25 protein-coding genes are annotated in these 23867 nt (G+C 65.5%); 10 read left to right on the top strand and 15 right to left on the bottom strand.

Annotated features, from left to right (window positions below; all coding sequences use genetic code 11):
• Positions 1–225: 225 nt before the first annotated feature.
• Entirely contained in the window at positions 226–690 is a 465-nt protein-coding gene (locus ACV17W_RS17040; RefSeq protein WP_462593525.1) for a DUF2269 family protein, read from the bottom strand.
• A complete protein-coding gene (locus ACV17W_RS17035; protein WP_462593524.1) occupies positions 675–1961 on the bottom strand; it encodes an NAD(P)H-binding protein in 1287 nt (428 codons plus the stop codon). The genes ACV17W_RS17040 and ACV17W_RS17035 overlap by 16 nt, the downstream gene beginning before the upstream one ends.
• A gap of 95 nt (positions 1962–2056) precedes the next feature.
• On the opposite strand from ACV17W_RS17035, the gene ACV17W_RS17030 reads away from it, so the two are divergent.
• Positions 2057–2521, top strand: coding sequence for a hypothetical protein (locus ACV17W_RS17030; protein WP_462593523.1), 465 nt, complete (start codon positions 2057–2059; stop codon positions 2519–2521).
• Positions 2522–2551: 30 nt separating this feature from the next.
• Here the strand turns inward: ACV17W_RS17030 and ACV17W_RS17025 are convergent, their stop codons facing one another.
• Positions 2552–3112 carry a BON domain-containing protein gene (locus ACV17W_RS17025; RefSeq protein WP_462593522.1) on the bottom strand — a complete coding sequence of 187 codons (561 nt, stop codon included), beginning with the start codon at positions 3110–3112 and terminating at the stop codon, positions 2552–2554.
• Between the two features lie 118 nt (positions 3113–3230).
• Here ACV17W_RS17025 and ACV17W_RS17020 point away from each other — a divergent pair, with 118 nt between their 5' ends.
• The 3 genes from ACV17W_RS17020 to ACV17W_RS17010 all read left to right on the top strand — a co-directional run bounded on the left by ACV17W_RS17020 (position 3231) and on the right by ACV17W_RS17010 (position 4565).
• Positions 3231–3416, top strand: a complete 186-nt coding sequence (locus ACV17W_RS17020) for a DUF3008 family protein (protein ID WP_462593521.1) — start codon at positions 3231–3233, stop codon at positions 3414–3416.
• A 78-nt stretch (positions 3417–3494) separates the two neighbouring features.
• Entirely contained in the window at positions 3495–3896 is a 402-nt protein-coding gene (locus ACV17W_RS17015; protein ID WP_462593520.1) for a RidA family protein, read from the top strand.
• Between the two features lie 3 nt (positions 3897–3899).
• A complete protein-coding gene (locus tag ACV17W_RS17010) occupies positions 3900–4565 on the top strand; it encodes a DNA-3-methyladenine glycosylase family protein (RefSeq protein ID WP_462593518.1) in 666 nt (221 codons plus the stop codon).
• Here the strand turns inward: ACV17W_RS17010 and ACV17W_RS17005 are convergent.
• The 7 genes from ACV17W_RS17005 to ACV17W_RS16975 all read right to left on the bottom strand — a co-directional run bounded on the left by ACV17W_RS17005 (position 4509) and on the right by ACV17W_RS16975 (position 11743).
• The gene (locus ACV17W_RS17005) at positions 4509–5795 is read right to left on the bottom strand and encodes a beta-ketoacyl-[acyl-carrier-protein] synthase family protein (RefSeq protein ID WP_462593517.1); all 1287 of its coding nucleotides are present in this window, start codon (positions 5793–5795) and stop codon (positions 4509–4511) included. The two genes, ACV17W_RS17010 and ACV17W_RS17005, sit on opposite strands and share 57 nt — an antisense overlap.
• Positions 5792–6118 (bottom strand): acyl carrier protein, encoded by a 327-nt coding sequence (locus ACV17W_RS17000; protein WP_462593516.1) that lies wholly within the window; start codon positions 6116–6118, stop codon positions 5792–5794. The genes ACV17W_RS17005 and ACV17W_RS17000 overlap by 4 nt, the downstream gene beginning before the upstream one ends.
• Before the next feature lie 15 nt (positions 6119–6133).
• Positions 6134–7273, bottom strand: coding sequence for a fimbrial protein (locus tag ACV17W_RS16995; protein WP_462593515.1), 1140 nt, complete (start codon positions 7271–7273; stop codon positions 6134–6136).
• Positions 7264–9768, bottom strand: coding sequence for a fimbria/pilus outer membrane usher protein (locus ACV17W_RS16990; protein WP_462593514.1), 2505 nt, complete (start codon positions 9766–9768; stop codon positions 7264–7266). The genes ACV17W_RS16995 and ACV17W_RS16990 overlap by 10 nt, the downstream gene beginning before the upstream one ends.
• Positions 9768–10487 carry a fimbrial biogenesis chaperone gene (locus ACV17W_RS16985; RefSeq protein ID WP_462593513.1) on the bottom strand — a complete coding sequence of 240 codons (720 nt, stop codon included), beginning with the start codon at positions 10485–10487 and terminating at the stop codon, positions 9768–9770. The genes ACV17W_RS16990 and ACV17W_RS16985 overlap by 1 nt, the downstream gene beginning before the upstream one ends.
• Positions 10488–10764: 277 nt before the next feature.
• The gene (locus ACV17W_RS16980) at positions 10765–11295 is read right to left on the bottom strand and encodes a fimbrial protein (protein WP_462593512.1); all 531 of its coding nucleotides are present in this window, start codon (positions 11293–11295) and stop codon (positions 10765–10767) included.
• 25 nt (positions 11296–11320) lie between these two features.
• A complete protein-coding gene (locus ACV17W_RS16975; RefSeq protein WP_462593511.1) occupies positions 11321–11743 on the bottom strand; it encodes a hypothetical protein in 423 nt (140 codons plus the stop codon).
• Positions 11744–12020: 277 nt separating this feature from the next.
• Here ACV17W_RS16975 and ACV17W_RS16970 point away from each other — a divergent pair, with 277 nt between their 5' ends.
• Both ACV17W_RS16970 and ACV17W_RS16965 read left to right on the top strand, forming a co-directional pair.
• The gene (locus ACV17W_RS16970) at positions 12021–12419 is read left to right on the top strand and encodes a Rap1a/Tai family immunity protein (protein ID WP_462593510.1); all 399 of its coding nucleotides are present in this window, start codon (positions 12021–12023) and stop codon (positions 12417–12419) included.
• A gap of 197 nt (positions 12420–12616) precedes the next feature.
• Complete coding sequence (locus ACV17W_RS16965) at positions 12617–13138, top strand: MarR family winged helix-turn-helix transcriptional regulator (protein WP_462593509.1); 522 nt, start codon at positions 12617–12619, stop codon at positions 13136–13138.
• 80 nt (positions 13139–13218) lie between these two features.
• On the opposite strand, the gene ACV17W_RS16960 is transcribed toward ACV17W_RS16965, so the two are convergent.
• The 5 genes from ACV17W_RS16960 to ACV17W_RS16940 all read right to left on the bottom strand — a co-directional run bounded on the left by ACV17W_RS16960 (position 13219) and on the right by ACV17W_RS16940 (position 20135).
• Positions 13219–14196 (bottom strand): Bug family tripartite tricarboxylate transporter substrate binding protein, encoded by a 978-nt coding sequence (locus ACV17W_RS16960; protein ID WP_462593508.1) that lies wholly within the window; start codon positions 14194–14196, stop codon positions 13219–13221.
• A gap of 49 nt (positions 14197–14245) precedes the next feature.
• Entirely contained in the window at positions 14246–15940 is a 1695-nt protein-coding gene (locus ACV17W_RS16955) for an amidohydrolase (RefSeq protein ID WP_462593507.1), read from the bottom strand.
• On the bottom strand, positions 15937–17484 hold the full coding sequence (locus ACV17W_RS16950) for a gamma-glutamyltransferase family protein (protein WP_462593506.1): 1548 nt from the start codon (positions 17482–17484) through the stop codon (positions 15937–15939). The genes ACV17W_RS16955 and ACV17W_RS16950 overlap by 4 nt, the downstream gene beginning before the upstream one ends.
• A gap of 16 nt (positions 17485–17500) precedes the next feature.
• Complete coding sequence (locus ACV17W_RS16945) at positions 17501–18520, bottom strand: D-cysteine desulfhydrase family protein (RefSeq protein ID WP_462593505.1); 1020 nt, start codon at positions 18518–18520, stop codon at positions 17501–17503.
• A gap of 169 nt (positions 18521–18689) precedes the next feature.
• The gene (locus ACV17W_RS16940) at positions 18690–20135 is read right to left on the bottom strand and encodes an MFS transporter (RefSeq protein ID WP_462593504.1); all 1446 of its coding nucleotides are present in this window, start codon (positions 20133–20135) and stop codon (positions 18690–18692) included.
• Positions 20136–20350: 215 nt separating this feature from the next.
• Here ACV17W_RS16940 and ACV17W_RS16935 point away from each other — a divergent pair, with 215 nt between their 5' ends.
• The 4 genes from ACV17W_RS16935 to pdxR all read left to right on the top strand — a co-directional run bounded on the left by ACV17W_RS16935 (position 20351) and on the right by pdxR (position 23849).
• Positions 20351–21145, top strand: coding sequence for a helix-turn-helix transcriptional regulator (locus tag ACV17W_RS16935; protein ID WP_462593503.1), 795 nt, complete (start codon positions 20351–20353; stop codon positions 21143–21145).
• Between the two features lie 142 nt (positions 21146–21287).
• On the top strand, positions 21288–21734 hold the full coding sequence (locus ACV17W_RS16930) for an N-acetyltransferase family protein (RefSeq protein ID WP_462593502.1): 447 nt from the start codon (positions 21288–21290) through the stop codon (positions 21732–21734).
• Positions 21731–22396 (top strand): FMN-dependent NADH-azoreductase, encoded by a 666-nt coding sequence (locus tag ACV17W_RS16925; protein ID WP_462593501.1) that lies wholly within the window; start codon positions 21731–21733, stop codon positions 22394–22396. Before ACV17W_RS16930 ends, ACV17W_RS16925 begins: the two co-directional genes overlap by 4 nt.
• A gap of 31 nt (positions 22397–22427) precedes the next feature.
• On the top strand, positions 22428–23849 hold the full coding sequence (pdxR, locus tag ACV17W_RS16920) for a MocR-like pyridoxine biosynthesis transcription factor PdxR (protein WP_462593500.1): 1422 nt from the start codon (positions 22428–22430) through the stop codon (positions 23847–23849).
• The last annotated feature ends 18 nt before the right edge of the window (positions 23850–23867 follow it).

Raw genomic sequence — 23867 nt, 5'->3', positions numbered from 1 at the left:
GTGACCCCTAACAGCTACTGTTTTTTCTTACGTTTGATTAACAACTAAGAAAGAATTCCTACAACCCTTACGCTGCTGCATTTAGAAATTGAAACAATCGGCGTGGTCGGGTTCAAGGCCCCGAGCGGGCGCAACCCGCAGCGGGCCGACGGCGAATAAGCGGCGCAACGCTTATATATAAGCGCGTCTACCCTGTTGTTACGCTATAAGCTTGCGCGCGGCGCGCTACGCCGGCTTGACCGTCATCAGATAGAAGATCGCCAGGAAGGCAATGAAGGCGATCACGCCCAGCCCGAACCACATGCGGAAGTACCGCCAATAGGCCGGCGGCAGCGGAGCATGTTCGGCGGCCGCCTGGCGCGCGATGTCGCGCAGCCGGATCTGCAGCCATACCACCGGCAGCCAGCACGCAATGGCCAGTACATACAGATGAACCGACAGGCGCAGCCAGCCGATGTCCCAACCCATTCCCGTCACCCGCATCATCCAGTAGCCGGTCAAGGGCTGCGCCACGGCGGTCGTGGCGGTAAAAAGCCAATCGGCGGTCACCACATAGCCGGCTACCGTGGCCACCGTACGGGAATCGCGGCTCAGTGTGGCGGCCAGGAAATAAAAGGCGCTGCCTATGCCAGTACCGAACAAGATGGTGGATGACAGCACATGCAGCCATTTCGCTATCGCGTATTCCATGGTCGCTCCAGTTCATGCAACAGCCAAAGCAGCGCCAACAGTGGCACGTTTTTCAAGATCGGCCCGTAGGGATGCAGCCAGAATTCAGGCAGCCGCCACGTGATGATGCCTGTGTAAGCCAGGATCAGACCCGCCTGCGCGGCCCACAGCCAGCGGGCGCGGCGGGGCATCAGCGCCAGCACGCCCAGCGCGATGTCCAGGCAAGCCGCGCCATAAAGCGCGAGCGGCTGCATCGCTTCGGGTACGCCAGTGCGTTCCAGCAAGGCATAGCTCGCAGCCACCGGATAGATGCCCAGCGACAACAGGCCCGTCACGATCCACATGGCCGCCAGGCTCAGCCGGACGATTGGAAGCAGCCAGCTCAGCTGGGCCTGGAGGCGTTGGGCACGCGCCGGTTCGCCTTGCGCGAACAGCGATACGTCCCGCGGCATGCGGCCCAGCAAGCGAGCCAAGGGCCCGGCGTCGGCGCTATTGCCCCGCTGCAGCATGCGCCATGCTTCGGTGTCCAGCAGCGCCCCGGGCCACCGGTCACCCACGCGCGCCATCGCCGCCGCCCATGACGCCGGTATCGGCAAATAGCGCCCACGCGGCAGGCCCAGCGTAGAACGCAGGCCCTCCATGAATTCGCGCCAGGACAATGCGCGCGGGCCCACCAAGGCCAGGCGCCGGGCGGGCAGGCTCGGGGCCTCGACCAGCGCCACGATGGCGGCGGTCACGTCGTCCACATGGATAGGCTGCACCCGTGCCGCACCCAGCGCTGGCACGGGCACCAGAGGCAGGCTCGCCAGCATGCCGAACAGCGTCGCACTCGTGCCGCCGGCGCCGTAGATCAAAGAAGGCTGCACCACCACGGCGTCCAGCGGCAGCGCCAGCAGATGCTCGTCGGCAGCCCGCTTGCTCAGGTGGTAGGCACTCTGCGCATCGGCATCTGCCCCCAGGGCAGACACCTGGACCACCCGGCGCACCCCTGCCCGCACACAGGCATCGAAGAGAGCCCGTGGGCCCGCATCGTGCAACTGATCGAAGCGCTGACCACCCGACTCGCGGAATATACCCACGGCATTGACGACCACGTCTATGCCTTGCAACACAGGCAGCCAGTCGTGCGCGTCCAGCGCGCGTCCGACATCCACCTGCCGAAACTCCAGGCCCGGCGGCGGCGCCTGTGGATGCGTGCGCGATCCGGCGATCACCCTGTACCCGCGGTCCCGCAGCGCCCGTGTCAGGTGCCTGCCCAGGAACCCGCTGGCGCCCAGCACCAGGATGTTCATGCCGTCCACCCGCGATGCAATCGTGCACCAACGGTTACACCGGCGGCAGTCAACGCCATGCATGCTGAAGACTGGATGCACCTCAAGGAGTCAGCATGAGCCGCACTGCGAAGGTGCTTCGACGAGCGGTGATATCGGGCAGCGCAGCCGGCGTGTCGTCCACCCTTGCCCTGGCGGGCTGCGGCACGCGCGACTGCAGCAGCGCCTACGCGCCCGTCAACGCGGTGAGCCATTGGCTCTGGCGCGACAAGGCTGTGGCCCAGCAGCGGCCTACGCTGCGCTACACCATCACCGGTTATCTGATTCATCATTCCATGTCTATCTTCTGGGCGCTGGCCTACGAGGCACTGCTTGCTTCACCACGGAATCGGCGTTCGCGCGTACGCCCCGTCGCGGCGGCAGCGGGCGTCGCGGCCGCCGCCTGCGTGGTCGATCTCAAGGCCACCCCGGAGCGGCTGACTCCCGGCTTCGAACGCCGCCTGTCCAGTCCATCCCTCGCGCTAGTCTACGCGTCCTTCGGCTTGGGCTTGTTGCTGACGCACCTGGCGCGCCGGCGCTGATCACATGCTGCCGCCGGCGAGGTTCGTCGCTCAGTCTTCGGCAGCCCCTGCGGGTCGGGCGGCCCCACCCACGCGTATCTGGTTGTCCACCTGCATCACGCCGCGCGTCTCGCTGGCGGCATCTTCCACCGCGTGCTTGATCCAACGCGTAGGCACGGTGCCGCTCAACTGCACCCTGCCGCCCTCGACAGACACAGATACGTCCGCCACGTCCAGACCGCTGCGGCTCAGGCGTTCGCACAGGTCGTCGTGTATGTACTCGTCCGAGCGCACGTAGCCTTTGGGATAGACCGGCCGTCGCGGCTGCGTCTGGTAAGGAAAGGTCAGGCCCGATCTTCCCGGGAAATCGCCTTGCCCGACCCCTCGGCCTTGCCATTGGGGATCGTCTTTCCAGCTGTCGCCGCGCGAGTACACCTCGCGCGTGGCCTGGCGGGCGTGTTCGCCCGCCACGGGGTCATCGAAGTGTCGGCCGTAGGGGTCCTGCTCGCGGCTGTAAGTATGGCCGCCGCCGGGATATCCGGAGTTCGAGCTGCGATCGTGATTGCGTCGTTGCGGTTCGGCTTCGGGCAGGTCGTTCAGGCGATAGCGCATGGCTGGCCTCCATTGCAAATGTCAGGGCAGCAACTCGTCGCAAGCCCTATGCCCGGCGCGGCTCGGGCATGGACCTTGCGGACGGCCAGACTTCACTGTCTTTTGAACGGAGGTCACCATGCCTGCGAAATCCCAAGCCCAGCAAAAAGCCGCCGGGGCCGCGCTGGCCGCCAAGCGCGGCGAACAGAAAAAAAGCGAACTGAAAGGCGCCTCGAAATCCATGTACGAATCCATGGACAAGAAAGAACTGGAAAAAATGGCCTCGACCCCGCGGCACGGCAAGCCGCAGCACAAAGACGGTTGAGGCCTCGCCAGGGGCGCCATGCGGCGGGCTGTGCTAGGGTACCGGTTCTTCAAAACCAGTATCTAGAGGTTGTCCTTTATGTCTCGCCTTACCCGCCTTCCCGCCGCCGCACCCCTGCCCTTGTCCCGCGCAGTGCTGGCCGGGGGCTTCTGCTTCGCATCCGGCCAGATTCCGCTCGATGCCGAAGGCAACGTTGTGCGCGGCGACATTACCGCGCAGACCGAGGCGGTGTTCGACCGCATCACCGAAACATTGGCCAAGGTCGGGTGCAAGCTCAACGACGTGGTGCGTGCCACCGTGTGGTTGTCCGACCTTGCCCTGTTCGACCAATTCAACAAAGTCTATGCCGCCCGGTTCGGCGACGCCCTGCCCGCCCGTTCGACCGTTCAGGCCCGCCTGGCCCGTGACGTGGACGTTGAAATCGAAGTGCAGGCGCTGCTGCCCGAGCGTCGCGTTCCCGGCCCGGTTTCCGAAGCCTGACACATGCCAGCCCGCGTAGACGCCAGTCCGGCGCGCCTGCTCACGCAGGAAGCATTGGACCTGCACCTGCGCCGGCTGGTCAGGCTGGACCCCCGGCTAGGCCCCGTGCTCGGGGCCTGCGGCGCCATCCCGTTGCGCTGTTGGCCGCCAGGTTTCGCCGGCCTGGCGCGCATCGTTTGCGGCCAGCAGGTATCGGTGGCCTCGGCAGATGCGATCTGGAAACGCCTGGCCGCCCTGCCCGGGGCCACTACCGCCGAGGGCTTCCTTGCCCTGGGCCCTGACGGCCTGCAAGGAGTGGGGCTGTCCCAAGGCAAGCAGCGCACCCTGACCCAGCTGGCGCAGGCCATCTGCGCCGGACATCTCGACCTGCAGGCCATCGCGGCCATGCCCGGCGATGCCGCCATCGCGGCATTGACCCAGCTGAAGGGCGTCGGGCCCTGGACGGCAGAAATCTATCTGATGTTCTGCGCCGGCCATGCAGACATTTTTCCCGCGGGCGATATCGCTCTACAGAAGGCCGTGGGAGACGCTCTCTCGCCCGGCACCTACCCGGATCGCTCGAGCTTGATCGCCATGGCCGAAGCGTGGTCACCCTATCGCGCGGCGGCGGCGCTACTGTTCTGGCGCTATTACCGTGTCCGCCGGCTGCGCGAAGGCCTCGGCCTGTAGGGTCGCCTCAGCGTTGCCCGCTTTCCGGAAAGCCAGCACGGCGTTGTTACCGCCCATGCCGAACGAATTGCTCAGCGCAAGCCGCAAACCCGGCATCGATCGCGCGCCCTCGCCGACATAATCCAGATCGCATTGCGGGTCGCCGCGTGCAAAGAAGAGCGTCGGCGGCACCCGGCCCTGCTGCACCGCCATGGCCGTGACCACCGCCTCGATGGCCCCCGCGGCGCCGATGGCATGCCCGACGGCGCCCTTGATGCTGCTGATGGCCAGCCGGTGGGCATGCGCGCCGAACAGCTGCTTGATCGCCTGGGTCTCGATGCGGTCGCCGGCCAGTGTGCCCGTCGCATGGGCATTGATGTACTGCACATCGGTCGGCACGGCACGCGCGTCGCCCAGGCAACGCGCCATTGCCAGGGCTTGTCCACGGGCATCCGGCCTGATCGGATGGGTGCCATCATTGCTGACGCCATAGCCGCACAACTCGGCAATGACCGTCGCATTGCGTGCGCGGGCATGCTCGGCCGATTCCAGCACCAGCATCGCCGCGCCTTCGGCCAGGGCAAAGCCCGTGCGCTTGTCGCTGAACGGACGGCAGTAACCGGCCTGGTCGGCCGTGGGCTCTGCGCACAGCACATGCAGCTGCCCCCATGCCGCCATGAGCATCGGCGAAAACATCGATTCGGCGCCGCCGGCAATCGCCACGTCCAGGTAGCCGTCGCGTATGCGCCGATAGGCCTCGCCGATTGCCACGGCGCCGGCCGAGCAGGCCGTGGCGTACGTCTGTGCCTCGGCCGTGGACTGCAGCCGCTGCGCAATGTGTGCCGCGAGCGCCTGCGGCATCACCGCGGGGATCACCAGCACGGGACGCTTGGGCAGCAGGCCGTGATAGGTCTCGACAGCTTCGCACAGCGTCCCGACACCGCCGATGCCCGTTCCCACGAATACCCCGCACTCGGCCTGGCGGACGGGATCCAGATCCGCAGCGTCGATGGCCTGCACGGCCGCCTGGTGGGCAAGCAGGGTCACGCGGTCCAGCATGCGCGCCTGGCTGGGATGCAGACCCGCTGTCACGTCCTGGGTCACGTAGCCCACGCTGCGCCTGATGCTGGCGTCAGGGGCGCGACGTATGCCGCATGCCCCGGCGAGCAAGGCCTCGAAGGAATCCCGAGCGGTCCCCCCCACCGGAGACAACATGCCCACGGCGGTGACGACCACCGCACGGGCGCTCATGGTGCGCTCCCCGGATCGGCCGATGCGCGCCGCGCGTGCACCTGACGCATGTAGACCACCAGCGCGCCGACATTGGCCGGGAATACGTGGGTAAATTCCTGGGCGCCTACGTCGTGCTGCGTGGGCAGCATTTCATCAGGGGTCAGACCGAACTCGGCTTCAATCTCGAGCAGAATTTCCAGAATGGCCAGCGAATCGAATTGCGCGATCACGGCCGCGAAGTCCTGGTCCTGCAGAAGGGGCTCGGTTTCGCAGCGGCAGGTCCGGGCGATGATCGCGGCCAGTGTGCGGCGCAGCTGGGTTGTATGAGGCAAAGCGTCCATAGGGATACGCATTAGTCAAAGATAAGTGAACTTCAGCACGGCGCTGGCCCGCACCTTGCCGGCGATGACGGGGCTGCCCACCTCCAGGTAACTGGCGCCGATACGGAACTGCCAGCGCCGAGACGGCAACGACTCGAGGGGCGCGCCGGTGTTGTATTCCGTCACGCCGAAGGCGGGGTGGCGATACGTGGCCGTGGCGGGTTCGTACAGCCATAGCTGCACGCCTACGCCGGTGGCCGCCTCGGCGCCGGTTTCCTGGTTGCCCAACGTGGCCGGAAAGCCGCCTACCGGATGATGCGGCGTGATGGTCATGGCGGGCGACAACTCGCTGGGCGAGCTGCACGCGACGTCAAGCAGCGTGGTGGTGATGGCGCGGCCCGCGTCTTGTCCCAGCAGATGCGCCGGCACACTGGGCAGCGTCACCGCCAGGGCACGCGGGTTCTGGATATCGCAGGTGGGGGGCGTAATGTCGACTGGCATGGACAAATACACCCTGTAGGGCTGCGTGATGACGGCCCCACCCACGTTGCTCACCAGCGACTGCCCGAAGACCTTGCCGATTTCCACCCTCCCCGGCGATATGGGTTCCCCGGTGGCCACGAACTCGATGCGCGCCTTCAGGTCGCTGCCCAGCTGCGGCGACCCGTTGAACGGAAACACCATTGCGCCGGACCTGTGCGTGTTCTCGAACACTACGGGCGCCATTTCGTTCTGGGATGCATCGATGTAGTAGTAGTAAACGCGGTAGCCGATGCCGTTCACGCTTGTCCCGTACAGGTTCCGATGCCCGGGCAGCAGCGAGGTGCCGCCGGTGAATTCTTCGATCCCACCCGATCGGCAGGCGTACAGCGGCGCCGCCCTGCCCTGCGCCGCCCCTTCACCCAGCGCAGGCAGCAGCCGTTCGGCCACGAACAGCACCTCGCCTGCCACGGGATACGCAGGTAGCGGGAAGGAGCTGCGCCCCGGAGCCACCCCAATCTGGAACAGCGTGCCGTCATAGGGCATGTAATAGTTGTTGTTCGCCGTGGTGCCACCACGGTTTACCGAGCATGCCTGCGCGGCGCCGGCGCCGCACGCCAGGGCCAGGGCCAGGGTGATGGCACGCCGACGACAGCGGCCACGCAGGGCGGGCTGGCCGCCAAATATCAATCGCATGACAGTTCCTTCGCCTTTGCGGCGTTGTCCGGAAGGCCGGAAACGTCGATTTCGAAAGTGCATTGCTGGTCGGCCTGCTGGCCCCAGCGGGCCGTGAAGCGCGTTATGCCGTTCAGCCCGGTCAGCCAGGCACGCCCGACGGGGCCCACGATGCCGCGTTGCAGCCCGTCTTCGCCCAACACAGCGGCACCGAACGGCAGCACGCTGCCGGTGATGCCGCTTTTGAGCACCGCCAATGCGGTCCGTCCCAGTTCTGTCTCGAACTTGGCTATGACCACGGCCCCGCGGGTGGGCACGACGGTCTGCACGTTCTGCTTCAGGTGGGCTCCGTCCAGCCCGTCTCCAGCGTCGAGCGATATGCGGTTTTCGCGGTAGGGGCTGGCATAAGGAATCAACGCGCGGCCCGCCGAATTGGTCCGCACGCCGGGCATGGCGTCGATCGACACCCCGGCGGCGCCGGGCGCCTCGACGATGACCGCCGTTTCGCCCAGCGACTGCCCGAGCAGCACACCCTTGCTGTCGGCAAGCACCGACCCGCTGAGGTCCACGTACGTATTCGACGAGCTGCCCGAGGTGGCATGGCTGACTGTCGCCAACCCCACCGATGATGCGTAACCGAGGGACCCATAGCCCGTATGGCCATTGGACGTACCCGCGCCTCGCGTGGCGCCGGCCTGCAAGGCGTAGGTCAGCGAGTAGTCGTCCAGCATCGCGCCGCTCAGGTTGGCAGTGTGGCTGGCTCCTTGCCGATTGGTGCGGTTCATGGCGTAGCTGGCCGTATGGCTGCCCGCCAACGGTATGCTCAGGGCCAGCATCAGCGTGGATTCGCGCCGGCTCCAGGGTTGGCGGCTCTGGGCATAGTTCAGCGAATAGCCCACCCTTCCCAGCGAACTGGAATAACCCAACTGGGCATAGCGGGCATTGCCGCTGGCGTTGCGATAGGCAATGCCGTAGTAATTCAAAGAAAGCGACCCGCGCGCCCCCAGCCCTTGTATCAGCGCGAGCTGATACTCGTGCTGACGATTGAAACCGGCGTGGCCACGGAAGTCCGTGCGGTCGCGCATCGCTTCGTTCAAGCTGCGGTAGCCGTTGGAGTTGTAGCGATAGCTGGCCAGGGTGAAGTCCGTACCGCTGCCGGGGAACGACTTGGCATACTGAAGGCTTGCTGCGGAGCCCGTCAGGGTGTTCCCCTGGGCATCGCGCGAACGCGAGCTGGTCAGGTCGGCCGATACCGCCCCCAGATGATGCAAGTTCGCCGCCATGCCGGCCGCCCCCGCGCGATACCCGCCCTGCGCCGAGGTCCAGCCCCCGTAGGCCGTCAGGCCCAGCGGCAGCCCGTAGGCCAGTGTGCCCTGGGCCATCAGCGAGCGCCGCGCAGCGTAGCTGTGGCGATGCTCGCCGGCCAGGAAGTTGTAGTTCCACACCCCTTCGCGCATCATGATGGGCAAAGCCGAAAACGGCTGGAAGGCACGCGTGCTGCGCCCGTTCAACTCGTCGACGATCACTTCCAGATCGCCACCGCCCGGGGTGGAATACAGGTCGTCGATGACGAACGGACCGGCCGGCACGAAGGTGGTGTAAAGCACGCGGCCGCTCTGGCGTATGGTGACCTTGGCATTGCTGGGCGCCAGGCCGCGCACGACCGGCGCATAGCCCCGCTGGCTGTCGGGCAGCATGCCGTCATCCGACCGAAGCTGCATGCCCCGAAAACGGGTTGCCCCGAAGATTCGGCCGTCGGTGGCGCTGTCGCCCACGCGCAGCCGGCCGCGCATCGGCACCACATCGCGCTCTGCATACAGGTCGCTCCAGTCCCACTTGGTGGTGCGGCCAGCCTTGAAATAGCTGCCGTTGCCACGCAGACGCCAGGCACCTACATTCAGGCCATTGCGCAGGCTCAGATATAGCGTTTCCTGGCCTTGGTGCGTTGCCCCCTCGCTCGAACGCATCTTGTTGTACGACAGGCGATACGATGACCACAGCGCAGTGGTGCCCGAATCCCAGCGCTCTTCGGGCACGGCGCCGCGCGCCTTGCGGTCCAGGGCCGCCTGCGGAATAGACAGCCTGACGGTGTTGGCATCCTGGTTGTAGCCCGCGTGCGCCAGCGGTATGGCCTGCAGCACGCCGCTGCAGGCGTCCTCATCCCGATGCTGCAGGGCCGGAAATGCCGCAACCTTCACGCCGAGTTCGCGCAGCGCGCGCACCGAAAAGCAGGGCTGGGCGTCTTCCTTGCCCGGCTCGGCGGCAAAATCGATCAGCCTCGTGCCCAGCTCGTGCTCATTGAGCTCAAGCGCGACGGACCGCCTGCCCGGCAGCACGCGGCTTGAATGTGCGAATACCGACAAATCGACCTGGGCCGCCTGACCCGGAACGCGGTGCAGGAAACTGCTGTCGAATACTGCCGCGTCGTCGCCGGGCCCCGAAGCCAAGGCGGCGCTGCCGCCCAGCAACGCCGCGCTCAGCACTCCCGGTAGATACGCCTGGCGCGCCATGGCCATCAACGCGGCTGCGCTTCCCCGCCGATGGTCACCGCCGGCCAGACCTCGACAACGCCGTAGTCGTTCACTACGTGAGGCGTCGCTCGCAAGCCGGCGCCGCCGGGGCATGCGGCCAACGCGATGCGAGTCGTGTCCAGAGGCGCGGCGACCAGCGCGCGCCCGAATGCAGCCGACTCGCCCGCAATGTCGATGCGGGAAAAATTGATGGTGTAAGCCGACTTGTTCTCGATCGCCAGCGAGCATGCCACCCCGTCGCGCGACACCCGCCACTGCGCCAATCCGGGGCCCCGCTCGGATTCCAGTATGGCGGCAGGACGGTAGAAAAGCTTGATGCGGGTATGCATGGCAAGCGACAGGCTGTTCTCGCCCGCGTCTTTCTTCTGCGGTATCTCGAGTACGTTGATCCAGTAATACGACTCGCGATCTTCGGGTAGGCCCGCGCCCACACGGGTAATGCTCAGGCGCCGCTCGACGCTGGCGTCGAACCGGCTCAACGGCGGAGTAATGAAGAACGGCGTTTCCATTTCTTCGGCGACGCCGTCTATCCAGGCCTGCACCACATAAGGATCGGTAGTCAGGTTCTTCGCGAACAAGGACACGTGCTGCTGCGATTGATTCATGATGACGCGCGTGGTCGACAGCTGGATGCCCGCGTGCGCGACGCCGGCGGCCAGCAGCGCAAGCAGCCCCGCAACCTGCCGTAGGAACAGTTTTTTCATGTGTTTGGCTTTCGTTGGCTTCAAGCCCCGCGCCGCGGCACGGCCGTTGGCGCGAGCTCACGCTGGCTTCGTCCGCGCCCCCCGCCGGCGCGGCGGGCCGCCTGGCTTGTGCCGCAACAGGCGATGCGGCGCCAGGGCGGTGGTCAATCGGTGCACGGCGCCGTTCAGGCGCCGCGCGCTGGCAGAGATGGCGGCAGACCGGGGGCTGCGATCCCTGGCCACATGGCGGCCGCTGTGGCGTCCGCCTGCCGCCCAGGCCGGTTTCAAACGGACACGCTCAGGAGTAGGTGACCTCGAAAATTGCGCGGGCATTCGCGCTGCCTGCGGTAACGGAGGGCGCGATCGCTTCGTAGAAGGCTTTGAACCGCAGCACGTTGGTGCCGTCGATCAGCACGTAGGTCGTGGCCGGGCCGCCCATGATGACATCGGTGCCGCTTGCGGTGGCCAGGCCCACGGCAACGCCCTGAGCGCCGGCCGTGCTTTCCAGGCTGAGCAGGCGGTTGTCGATGATGCTGCCAGCCCCGGGACGGAACGACAGCGACGCCGTATCGGCGACACTGATGTTGCAGCCGATAAGGGCGATGGTGAACTCGGTTTCAGGCCCCTTGTCGCCAACGGCGTTGAACATGGTGACCGGCACGCTGCCCATGGCAACGGTCATCTCGGCGCCCTGCTGGCCCCCGCCGATGGCGCAGGCGGAAGTCGTGATTTCGCCGATGAAGGAGATGTTGCCGGTGTCCGCGGACACAACGCCTGCGGCGGTGGCCAGCGCCCCGGATACCAGGGCCGAAAGAAGAACTTTTTTCATGGTGTGCAATAACGCCTAGGTTGACCTATATAACGGGTGGACCCGCTCGCTGAACGTCGGAAGGATGACGGAGCCGGTGGCCGTCGCGATGCAAGCGCACGCAGTGCAGGCCCAGGCCCAGCAGCCGATTCGCGGGCCAGAAGATGCAGCGATGCACCAGCCAGCCGCGCCAATGGATGCGCGAACGCAGGCCTGTGCGGAACTCGATATCGGCGGACATCCATTTCACTGCCGCAGCCAATCCGCGGGCCAGCCAGGCATGCCTGCGCATGGCGCGCACACATGGCATCGCCCACAGGCGATAACCCTGGTAGGTGGCCGTTGAAAAGCGCGATGCGCAAAAGCGTGCGTCGGTCAGCCATACATTGACGGGGATCAGGTTCTGGCGGCGCAGCTCGTTGCATACGACCTTTCTGTCGTAATCCACCCATATTCCAAGCTTGCTCATTCAGACGACTCAGTGAGTAGGTCCTTGATGGAACGGCGCAAGGGCCGTTGCCTGCTCCAGTGAAGCGGGCAACGGCATGGTACGAGCCGTCGTCGCAAACGAGCTTGACGGCTCGCAAGCCCATGGCAATATGTGAAAATTCCGTCGTATCGGTGCAGCGACGAACCGATGCAATCTGATAGAGTTTCAGGATTTTTTCTCGATCATCTCGAGAAAATTTCAATTGCTGCACTCCCCGCCGATTGCCGCGCCCCCTTGAGCAGAATCGAAAGTGCCCATGATCCCCAAACGTTTTCGAACCCGCCTGTGCCTCTGCGTGGCTGCCCTCGCGTGCGTGCTGCCACCCGCCCCCGGGTTGGCAAGCCAGGCGTCGCCCTACCGCCCGATCACCGCGCAGGAACTCTATGCGGGCATCATGGATGGCGCCCTGGCCGCCTGGGTCGAAGATCCCGCGCAACGCACCATGCTTTCCACCCTGATGGCCACGTCATACATCCTGGGCATTGCCGACAGTGCCAATGGCAAGCAATGGTGCCCCGCGTCTGATCTCGACATGGAGAGCATGCCTGCGCCGGTGCTCGATTACCTGGCCAGGCTTCCCGCTACGCGCCAGTCCGAAGGCGCCGCCGGCATCGTGCTCGAGGCGCTGGCGCAAGCTCATCCCTGCCGTTCATGACGCGGCCGGCAGCGCCCGGCTGATGCCGACCCGTTCGGCCGCGTCGGTCTTCCACGAGGGCGCGTGCAGGCTCCGGACGTGGGGGCCACGCAGCCTGGGGTCGCTCGCCCCCCCAGGTGCATCAAGAGACAAAAGTGATGTAAGGTCCCGTGGCTATGGTTTGAGCCAGTGCGTCGCACATGCCTTCAATGAAAAAAATGACTATCAGAGATCAGGCGTCCTTGGACATGAAGGGCGATCCATCCAAGCTGTTGGCCTACCGGGTACTGGCCTTCAGCCAGCGCCTTTACCGCGGGATCGAAATTCTGCTGCAAGACGAGCTGGGGCTGTCGGTGCGCCAATGGCGCATACTGCTGTTCCTGGCCAGCCATGGCGCGCGGTCGCCGCAGGAAATTGCTGCATTCTGGCGCTATGACAAAAGCCAGGTCAGCCGGGCGGTATCCGAGCTGGTCGCGAAAAAACTGGTCACCGCCGAACGCGACAATAAGGACGCCCGGTGGGTCAAGGTCAGTCTCACAGAAAATGGGCGCATGATCTATGAACGAGGGCTGCCCCTGAGCCTGGCCCGACAACAGAAACTCACCAGCTGCCTGACTCGCGAGCAGCTCACGGAGTTCGAGCACACCCTCGAAATCCTGACTCAACAAGCCGATTCGATGCTCGACCCGGCCGAAACAGCCAAAAAAAAGCCCGGGCGCGCTGGGCACGCCGGGCGTTGAGTACTGAGGCTCGGTTGCGGCGCTGCCGATGCAAGCCGTGGGCAGGCAATCGGCGACATCGCCGCCAACGCAAGCCGCGATCAGTTCTCGAGCGTGATGTTCAAGTCCTTGATCAGCTCGCCGGTCTTCACCAAATCGTTCTGGATATATGCCTGGGCTTCTACATGCCCGCCCGGGATCACCGTCGCGCCCAATCCACGGACACGGGCCACAAACTCGGGGTCTTCCTTCATCTGCTTGACCGCGTTTCCATAGGCCTCGACCACCGATGCCGGCACGCCCTTCGGCGCGAGCGCACCGAACCAGCCCACGATATTGAAATCAGGGAATCCGCTTTCATCGAGCGTGGGAATATCGGGGAACATTTCCGAACGCTCTTTGCTGGTAATGGCCAGGGGCTTCACGGTGCCAGCCTTGATCTGGCTAGCGATGGCCACGATGTTGTCGAAGGCCACGGGCACGCGTCCGGTCGCCACGTCGGCGATCTGTCCTGCGCTGCCCTTGTACGGTACGAACACCATGTCCACACCGGCCTGCTTCCTGAACAGGGCGGCCGAAACGTGCTGCGCCGATCCGATGCTGGTGACCGCCACCGTGGCCTTGTCGGGATTCTGCTTCATGTACTCGACCAGCTCTTTCGGCGTGGACACCGGCAGCGACGGCGTGACCACCAGCACATAGGGTGTGGTGGCGACCAGTCCAATGCCGGTGAAATCTTTCTCGGTGTCGAATGGCAGATTCTTCAGCAGGTACGGATTCGCCGTAAACCCGCTGGCGGTGAACAACAAGGTCTTGCCATCAGGCTTGGCCTTCGCGACCACCGCCGCGGCCAGCGACGTCGCCGCCCCCGGGCGGCTTTCGACAATGACGTTCTTGTTCAGGCGTTTATCCCACTCGGTTCCCAGCAGACGGGCCAGGGCATCGGTCGTGCCCCCGGTGCCCTGACCATGGATCAAATGCACCGGCTCGGCTTGCTGCGCGGCGGCCACGAACGGTTGCAGGCCGATCAGCGCCCCGACCAAGAGATGCGCCCACTTTTTGTGAAACTTCACCATCATTTCCCCTTAATTATTGCCAGAACGGCACGTACAAACTGGTTGAAACAGCTCATAAATCCGACGATTGGTAGACCACCCGGCCGCCGACCATCGTCAACACGGCCTCGATTTCTTTGATCCGATCCTCCGCGCAAGTGAGCGGGTCGTCCGACAGCACGGCCAGGTCGGCCAGCTTGCCGGGCTCGAGCGTGCCCTTCTTCGACTCTTCCCACGTCAACAAGGGCCCGTTTGCGGTAATGCATCGCAGCGCTTCCTCACGCGTCAGCCTCTGTTCGGCGCACACCGCGGTACCGGTCGCGCGCGATGCACGGCCGATTGCATGCCACAGCGGGTGGAACAGCGACACCGGGATGTTGTCGGTCGCCAGCACAACCGGTATGCCGGCATCGATCAACGACCGCAGCGGCACGATTTCGTGCTCCCGCTGGGCGCCGAGCCGGTCCTGCAGCAAATGCCCTTCTTTGTAGAGGTACCGGTTGGTATGCGTCGTGACGATGAGCCCCATTTCCCGGATCATGTCGATCTCTTTTGGGGTAAGCGTCGATATATGGCTCAGCACCCAGCGCAGTCCGTTCAAGGGAATTTCTTTGTGGACCGCATAGAACAGCTCAAGCATGTTGGGCCAGATTGCCACGACCTGAATCTGATGCCGCGCGCAAGCCTTCAGCAGTTCAAGTGCATGGTCGCGCGTGCGGGCGGTGTCATAGTTGAATCCTGCCCAGCCAGTACTGGGGTAGGCGCGTGCCCGGATGTCATTGGCTGCATCGGGGCCCATGTCGACGAACATTCCCGCCATGCGCAGGTGATCGTCGCCCAGGCCCGGCCCGCTGAGCCAACCGCACCACGCTTCGACGAACGCATCAAGATCGGGGACGGGCGCGCTTTTCCAGTTGGGGCTGAGCACCAATGCCACACGCATGCTGAGTTCGCCTCGCGCATGCAGATTCTTATAAGAGCGCACGACTTCGGTGGCCACGCCGTGTCCTTCGAACACACTGGTCGTGCCGTACCGGTGGTATGCGTGCTGCGACCTCGGCACCGAGTCTGTGCGAGAGGCCACCTGAAACCGACTCGGATCCCTGAAGTACTCGAGCTCGACAATCGGCATCAGCGTTTCCTCGATGAAAACACCGGTGGGCTGCCCCTGCTCGTCTTTTTCGATCTTTACGTGCGGCGACGGCGGCTGAGTATCCGGGCCGATGCCCGCCAACTCCAGCGCTTTGGTGTTGGCAATGGAAACCAGGGGGGTCGTATGGCGCCAATACCCCCAGATAGGCCGAATGTAGACCGGATGGTCAGGCGCCACCGCATCGAGGTCATGCCGGTCCGGAAACCGCTTTTCCTTCAGCGCCTGCGGCATCCCCGCGTAGGCGGGCGGATCGCCGATCGGCATCGTGACGATCCATTCGCCGGGAGGAGTGCGCGCGGCCAACTCGCCGATGGCGCGCTGGATATCCGCGATGCTTTCCACTTTGCCAAGCGAGGGGAATATATCTTTGAGCCCCTCGCGGTCCATGTGCGCGTGGCCGTCGTGCAGCCCGGGCACCACCGTCCGGCCATGCAGGTCCACCTTGCGGCACGCCGACGGGCAATGCGCCAGGATTTCTTCGTCCGAGCCCACCGCCACAATCGTGTCGCCGCGAATGGCAATGGCCTGGGCGATCTGCGACGCCCCATCCATCGTGATGATTTTGCCGCCATGCAGGACGAGGTCCGGCGCAGGCATCTCAGCCATCGATCTCATGGCAGGCTCCGCACTGTCGCGTCGCGCCGATCGTCCGCCGCGCCGATGAGTGTGCCGTCGTCTTCGAGCGCGATGCCCTTCACCGAGCCGAAGAAAGGGGAGCCGGGAACGGCGGCTTTCATGGGTTCTCCCAGTGCTAGCACGCCCGTCACCACGTCCGGCGGCATCGTATGCTCGTAGAGCGAGTCGCCGGCCAGGTCCATGGTCCAGCGCGGCGCCTGGATCGCCTGGGCCAACGAGGCGCCTTCTTCAAACATGGCTTGCAGCACTTGTGCCAGCGTCAGCGTCTGGCCAGGGCCGCCTGGCGTGGTGACGGCATAGCGCAGGCGCCCGTCCTTGAAGACCATGGCGGGGCAGAGCGTATGCGCCGGGTGCTTGCGGGGGCCCACCTGATTCGGATGACCGCCTTCCAGCGTGAAGCCGAACAGGCGATTGTTCAACAGGACACCTGTCTCGGCATCGCTGACGCCACTACCGAAGACGAGAAATACGCTTTGTATGATTGTTATCGCATTGCCCTGGCCATCGGCGACGCTGATGACCGCTGTACCACCGCGGTTGCCCGGCTTGCCGCCCGTAGCCGACTCCAGCCGCCGACGCCCTTCGGGACCGAGCAGCAGTTGGGCGGATTCGGCTTCATACCGGGGGTCGGGGTCTGCGACCGCCCGCTCGCCGACCTTGAAGGCCGCCTGGGCGGCCCGTATCAACTTCGCAAACCGGGCCGGCGCATCGAGCCCCTGTCCGCCCTTATCTTCCGAAGCTTCGAGCGCCATCAGTTGCAGCAGCAAGTAGAGGCCGTACGAATTGGGGGGCATCGTGCGAACCACATGGCCGGCGTACTCGGTTTCGATGACCTCGACCCATTCCGGCTGGTAAGTCTGCAGATCCGACTCGCGCAGCAGGCCCCCCGCCGCTTCGCAGGCCCGCGCGATGCTGGCCGCGATCGGGCCCCTATAGAAGGCGGATGCGCCTTCGCGGGCGATCGTCTCGAGGGTTTGCGCCGCCTGCGGCTGCCGCAGCACCTGGCCGGCGCGCAGCGGCACGCCATCGGGAAGGAACAGCGCCTTGCTCGGCGCCGACAGGATGTCCGCGTAGAGCTCCGAAGATTTCGCCAGCACCGGCGACACTTCGAAACCGTCTCGGGCCACGCCGATCGCCGGACGCAGCACATCGGCCCAGGGCTTGCCGCCGAAGCGCTGGTGCACTGCCTGCCAGCCCGCCACCATGCCCGGCACATTGCAGCTCAGCGGACCGCGTTCTTGCAGCCCGTTCGGGAAGCGGTCGGGGTTTGCAAGCGCCGGCGACACGCCCGACGCATTCAGACCGTGCGTCTTGCCGGATGCAGCATCGTGGACCAGGACAAACGCATCTCCGCCCAGACCGCACGCGTGCGGAAGAACGACCGACAGGACCGCCGCGCCCGCCAGGGCGGCATCGGCAATAGAGCCACCCTGTTCCAGCACGGCCAGGGCGGTTTGAGTCGCCTGATCGTGCCCCGACACCACTACCGCACGCTTGCCGGCGGCTTGTTTCAAGTTATTCATGGCAAGGTGGCTCTCTTTATTCCGACGCGCCGCCGGCGGCGGCGTCCAGCAGCTCGTCTGAATAGGCGAACAGGCCGGGCAGACCTCCCGTGTGCAGGAAAACAACCGTGTCGCCCCGGCGGAACTCTCCGGACCGCGCGCGCGTCACCAATCCCGCAAAGGCCTTGCCGGTATAGACCGGGTCGAGCAACAGGCCTTCGGTCGAGGCAGCGAGTGACAAGGCCTCTTTCGTGGTCTCGTGCATCAAACCATACCCGCGCCCAATGAAGCGGTCGTCCACCCGAGGCGCCGGCACCTCGAGCGCTGCCCCCAGCAACTTGCCGGCATCGCTGACGATATTCGAGACGATTGCGGCCAACGGCTCGGCCGGGTACAGGACACTGACTCCCAGCACCGGGAATGTGGCGCCGTGAAGCTGCGTGCCGATCAGCAAGCCCGCCTGGGTGCCGCCGCTGCCGCTGGCGTGTACCAGATGGTCGACATGAATGCCCTGCTCGGCGGCCTGGTCGACAATCTCTTCAATACAGCCGACGTAGCCCATCGCCCCATGCGCGTCCGACCCCCCGAACGGAATCACCCATGGCTTGCGCCCTTTGGACACCAGATCGGCTTTCAGTCGTTCGCAATAGGCCAGCGGATCATCCTCGCCGGGCAGCAGGTGCAGATCCGCGCCGAACAGAGTGTCCAGCACCAGGTTGCCGCCCGCCTCGTAATGCACGCCGGCACGCGGCACTTTTCGGTTCAGGATCAAATGGCATTTCATCCCGAAACGCGCCGCCACTGCTGCCGTCAGGCGAGCATGATTGGACTGGAGAGCACCGAAAGTAATCAGCGTGTCGCAACCCTGCTCAAGCGCTGGCGGCAGCAGGAATTCCAGCTTGCGCAGCTTGTTGCCCCCGCCGCCCAGTGCGCCCAGGTCGTCCCGCTTGATGTACAAGTTGATGCCCAAGGCCTCGCCCAGGCGCTCCAGCCGCATCAATGGGGTGCGTTCGAGCAGGGGGACGCGCGCAAGCGCCCGGTATTTTTGTTTGTGCATCGTATCTGTCTGCCAGGTTTCAGAAGCCACCGAAAACCGGTGTGTGCTCCATGCTAAGTGAATTGAGTTGCTAAAGCAACTATTGGCAGGTCGGCCCGTCCGAGCCTGTTCGGCGCGTGCGTATCTGCGCGCGAGTATGCCCGCCGGCACATCCGTGCCGCCTCGATGTTCAATCGTCCCCGGATCGAGGCCCCGCCTGTCGCAACGACACTGCGGCCAGAGCGGCCAGCCCCGCCACGGTGATGGCGCTGAATGCCGCTGCGCCATTCAGCCCGTCGACGAACGCCGCGCGCGCGCGATCGATCAGGCCCTCGGGCAACTGCGCGGCCACCGACGATGCGGCCCACAGACTGTCGGCCACCACCTGTTGCACCTCGGGGTCCAGCGCCAGGGGCAGATGTCCCAGCATGGTGTGGCGATACACCGCGACGGCAATGCTGCCCAACACCGCGATGCCCAGCGAAATTCCGAGGTCCTGAGCCATTTCGGTCATGGCGGAGGCTGCTCCCGCCTTGTCGGCGGGAGCCGCGCTCACCACCAGGTCGGTACCCAGCGCGGCTATCGTGCCATTGCCCAGATAGGCCAAGGCCAACGCACCCACGGCGATGGCGACGCCAGCAGTGCCCGGCTCCACCTGGGACAGCATCAGATACCCGAGCGCAGACAAGGCCAGCGCACCGGCAGCCACCCATCCGGGCCGTACGACGCGTGCCAGCAGCGGCGCGCCGACGCCGCCGACGATCATCGCCAGTGCCGCCACGCCCATCCACAGCCCCGCGGCGGCCGGCGTAAAGCCCGCCACCAGCTGGAGGTACTGCGCCACCAACAGCATCGTGCCTCCGATTGCCATCAAGGCGAGCAGCAGCACGACCAGCGCGATACTGAATGTGCGATCAGCCAGCAGCCGCAGGTCCAGGAGCGGATCGGTCAGGCCGCGTTGCCGCCGGATGAAAAGCCAGGCAAACACCAGGCCGGCCAGCGCGGCGAGCAGCGCGGCCGGCGCGGCGCCGGACTTGGCGAACTGTTTGACGCCGTAGACGATTGGCAACATCGCGGCCAACGACAGCGCCACGCTGGGCAGGTCCAGCGGTTCGCTGCGGCTTCTGCGGTATTCCGGCAATAGCACCGGCGCCAGAACGACCAGCAGCAGGGCCACCGGCACCGCGATCAGAAAGGCAGCGCCCCACCAGTACCGTTCGAGCAACAGCCCGCCCACCAGCGGCCCCAGCGCCGAACCGACCCCCCACATCGTGGCCCAGACCCCTATGGCGAGCGCCCGCTGCCGCGGGTCGGCGAACAGATTGCTGATCAGGGCCAGCGTAGACGGCATCAAGGTCGCGCCCGCCACGCCCAAGGCGGCCCGAGCCGCGATCAGCATGGCGGCGCTGGAGGCATAGGCCGCCGCCACGGACGCGATGGCGAACGCCGCGGCGCCCGTCAACAGCAGCCTGCGCCTGCCAATGCGATCCCCCAGCGTGCCCATGGTGATCAAGAACCCCGCAATCATGAAACCGTAGGCGTCCATGATCCATAGCGCTTGCGTGCTGGAGGGCTGCAGGTCCAGCGCCAGGGCGGGCAAGGCGAAATGCAGCAAGGTGAGGTCCATCCCCAGCATGATGGTTGGCAGGGACAGCAGGGCGAGACCCGCCCAGGCGCGAAGGCCGGCCTTCTGGGGGCCGGGACGCACAGCGGCGGGCGCGGGGGATGGGACGGCGGGCGCGGAATGTGGCATGGGCGTAGTTCGCTGGCGCGATTGCGGGAACCGCATCTTCCATGCAACATGCTCCTATGACAATTTAAGTTTTTATCCTATTACCGATGGCAATACCGATGCGCGAACGCAGCCTGGCACGCACTCGCAATGAGCTGTCCGAGTTCCTGATCCGCCATCGCCAGAAGCTCACGCCGGCCGATGTGGGTTTGCCCGCCACCGAACGCCGGCGCACGCCCGGATTGCGGCGTGAAGAAGTCGCGGCGCTGGCCGGCGTCGGCCTGACCTGGTACACATGGTTCGAGCAGGGGCGGCACATCCAGGTGTCGGAGAAGTTTCTCTTGAGGGTGTCGCATGCACTCAGGCTGGACGATGCCGAATGCAGCCATTTGTTCCTGCTGGCACACAGACGGCCACCCCCGCCCGAGGCGCGGCAGAAGTCCTCCGTCACGGCCCGCGTCCAGCTGATGCTCGACGACCTGCCGCGTCCGGCCTACGTGCAGAACCTGCGCTGGGACGTGGTGGCATGGAACGGCGCCGCGCACAGTCTCTTCGGATTCGCCGACATGCCGCCGGCCGACCGCAACCTGTTGCGCATGGCATTTTCAGACCCTGCCATGCGTCGCCGGCTGCCCGCCTGGCACGAAGACACAGCGAGGCTGCTCGCGCAGTTCCGCTACGACCTGGCCGTGGCCCCGGAAGACCCGGTCATGCGGGCGCTGGTCGACGACCTGAGATTGCTTTCGCCCGCCTTCCGGCACGGTTGGGACGCGCCGGGCCACCATGTGGCCCAACGTGGCATTGCCACCGTGCTGGACGGCCGCGGGCAGGCGCTCCGGTTCGAGCACGAAACGCTGGTCGTCGATGAACACATGCACCTGAAAATGGTGGTGTACTTCGCCGCGCCGGTCTGAGGCCCGCCATCATGGCCCAGTCAGAATTGCGATTTATGGCCCTTCCTGTTGCGTCATGGCGCCATTAGCATGGGCGGGTCACGATACGGATCCGAACCCTGCCCCGAGCTGGGCGGAACCGCCACCCACCGGAGCAATCGCAGTGTCCGATGTCTCGATCCGTCATGCCCACACCCTGGAAGACCGGCGCGCCTGCCTGCCTGTCATGCAGGAACTCCGCCCGCATTTGCGCACGCACGCCGATTTCGAGGCACGCCTGCAGCGCATGAGCGCCCAGCAGTACCGCATGCTGGCCGCCTGGCAGGATGGCGCCGTGGTGGCCGTGGCGGGCTATCGCCTGCAGGAAAACCTGATCTACGGCCCTTTCCTGTATGTGGATGACCTGGTAACCCGCGCCGACTGTCGCAGCCACCAGCATGGCGCCCGGCTGCTGGACGAGCTCGGCCGCATCGCGGCGCAACAGGGGTGCGCGCAATTGGTGCTGGACACCGGTCTGGCGAATGCGCTGGCCCAGCGCTTTTATTTTCGCCAGGGCCTGATGACGGGCGCCTTGCGCTTCTCGAAACCCATCGACACGGAAGCATCATGAAGCACATCCTGCGCATTTCCTGCAGCCCGCGTGCACAAGAGTCGGAAAGCTATCGCCTCAGCCAGGAGATACTCGCGCATCTCATGGCCCGCCATCCTGGCGTCCGCGTGACAGACCGGCAGCTCTCCGGCGGCGACGCCCCGCACGTCGACCATGACTACGCCCGCGTACTGGGGGGCTATGCGCCGCCAGCTGGCCTGGACCAGCGCGGCGCGTTGGCCGAGTCGGAACAGAAGATCCGCGAGCTCGAGCAGACCGATGGCCTGGTGATCGCGACGCCCATGCACAACTACACCGTGCCTTCCACACTCAAGTCATGGATCGACCACGTAGTGCGCGTACACCGAAGCTTCCAGCCCACGCGGCGCGGCAAAGTCGGCACACTGAAAGACCGACCCACCTACATCGCAGTATCAGCCGGTGGCACGTACTCAGGCCCATCGCCGCGGCAGCCCGATTTCCTGACGCCCTACCTGAGGGCCGTCCTCAACACCATCGGCATTCACGACATCACATTTTTCTCGGTTGAAGGAACGGCGGGCGAACCGGCGGCGCTGCAAGCCGCGCGGGCAGCATGCCGCGCCGATGTCACCCGGCATTTCAGCGCGGTGGCCGCTGACCGCCCGGGCTCCACCCGCATAGCGGTTCCCGCCGACTTATAATTTTTCGCACACGTTTGCGCAGGTGGATGCCATGGCGGCAGCAAAAGCCGGCCGCTTTTTGCCTCTCGAGCCCAAAGCAGCCGAGCCTTACTATCGGCAGATTTATCACCGGTTCCGTCACGCCATCCATGCCGGGCTGCTGGCGCCGGGCGAACGCATACCGTCGGCCCGCGCGCTGGCCGACGAACTGGGGCTGGCGCGCGGCACGGTCGAGGCGGCCTATGCGCTGCTGATGGCCGAAGGCTACACCCAGGCGCGCGGCCAGGCCGGGACGGTGGTGGCGCAGGGGCTCCGGCCCCAGGGTCCCGCCCGATTGCCACGCGCCGCACTGCCTGCACGGCCGCCCCCAGCCGACACCCGCCCCGACGCCCTGCGGCCTTTCCAGATGGGGGTGCCGGCGCTCGACGCGTTCCCCCGAAAGATCTGGGCCAGGCTGGCGGCCCGCACCGCACGCAGCATGCAAGCTGCCGACATGGGGCATCCGGCCATTGCAGGGCTCTGCGCCTTGCGCGCCGAAATCGCGACCTATCTGAACGTGGCGCGCGGAATAACCTGCATGCCTGAACAGGTCTTCGTCACGTCAGGGTATCGGCAAAGCCTGGAACTGGCCTGCCATGCGCTGTTGACCAGCGGCGACGCCGCCTGGGTCGAGGACCCGGGCTACCCGCCCACCCGTGCGCTGCTGGCGCTCATGCATATCCGCGCCGTGCCGGTGCCGGTCGACGACCAGGGCATCGTGGTTTCCGCCGGGGTCGAGGCGGCCCCGCGCGCGCGTGCGGCCGTGGTGACGCCGGCGCACCAGAGTCCCCTATCGGTATCCCTGGCCCTGCCGCGCCGCATGGCGCTGCTGGACTGGGCCAGGCAAGCGGGCGCGTGGATCATCGAAGACGATTACGACGGCGAATATCGCTACGTCAGCCGCCCTCTTCCTGCCCTGAAAAGCCTGGACCGCGATGGCCGAGTCGTATACGCAGGCACATTCAGCAAAGTGCTGTTCCCCGGAATTCGTCTCGCATACCTGGTGGTGCCCGAAGCCCTTGTCGAACGCTTCGACCAGATGAGCCAGGTAATTACAGCCGGCAGCCCGCACCTCACCCAGGCCACCGTCACCGCGTTCATCGCCGAAGGCCACTTCGCCCGGCACATACAACGCATGCGAGCGCTGTACGCCGAACGGCGCCAGCGCGTCACCGCCGGCCTTTCGAATGTACTTGGCCGCCACGTGAGCATCGACTCGCAGCCCGGAGGCATGCATCTGATCGTCAGGCTCAACAGCCGCCTGTCGGACAGGCGGCTCGCCGAACGCATGCGCGCACAGGGCATGTACGCCGAAGCGCTGACGCAATGGACGTCGCTTGCCCACCGCCATCGGGCCTTGCTGCTGGGCTTTACCAATATCGACAGCCAGCAAAGTGCCGAAGCCCTGGGCGAGCGCATTCTCGAGCTGCTTTGACGCAACGCGGCGGTACGC

This window comes from Bordetella sp. MIP270_01_BMS (assembly GCF_054958705.1).
This window is presented reverse-complemented; position numbering and strand designations above follow the sequence as displayed.